Source organism: Achromobacter piechaudii NBRC 102461, from assembly GCF_001571245.1.
Classification (GTDB): Bacteria; Pseudomonadota; Gammaproteobacteria; order Burkholderiales; family Burkholderiaceae_B; genus Achromobacter; species Achromobacter piechaudii.
On sequence record NZ_BCTK01000031.1, the window covers coordinates 1 to 511 of the forward strand.

General features: G+C 48.1%; 1 protein-coding gene. It reads right to left on the bottom strand.

Annotation, left to right across the window (positions count from 1 at the left end):
* Positions 1–243: 243 nt before the first annotated feature.
* The coding region (locus API01S_RS29455; RefSeq protein WP_218008452.1) for a hypothetical protein at positions 244–511 on the bottom strand (268 nt) is incomplete at its 5' end.

Below are 511 nucleotides of genomic sequence, written 5' to 3' on the forward strand. Positions count from 1 at the left end.
CATTGTGCTTGTGATCCAAGACCAGGCTTAACCCCAGACCCGAAGTCACAAGTGCATCGCATCAAGCGCCCACACTTATCGGTTGTTTAATTGTTAAAGAGCGGTACTGCAAATTCGGTACTGATTTTGTACTTCCCACTGCTTGGCGTTTTGCCTTGCAGCGCTTGCTGTTTTCAGCAGCAGAGAAACGAGATTATGAAGGAGTTTTTGTCGGCTGTCAAATCAGTGAAGCATTTGTTTCGCTTAGAGCGGATCAATCACTGCACTACTTTTGCTGCCTAGCCCCTTCAGGCTCGCCAGCGTTTCCGCTGGACTTCTCTTGGTTCTAGCAGCTATCGAAATATCGGGGAATTCCCTGAACTTTCGGTAGCAGCCAAGCCCGCAACTATAACATCTTTTTTGCAGCTCTTGCAACCGGCTTCTGCCTGACTTGCACTGACTTGCAACGCCGTGCTGTTTGCGAATTTCTTCGTCTACAGCTGGCGAGAAGTATAGGTTCTCACTTATATAG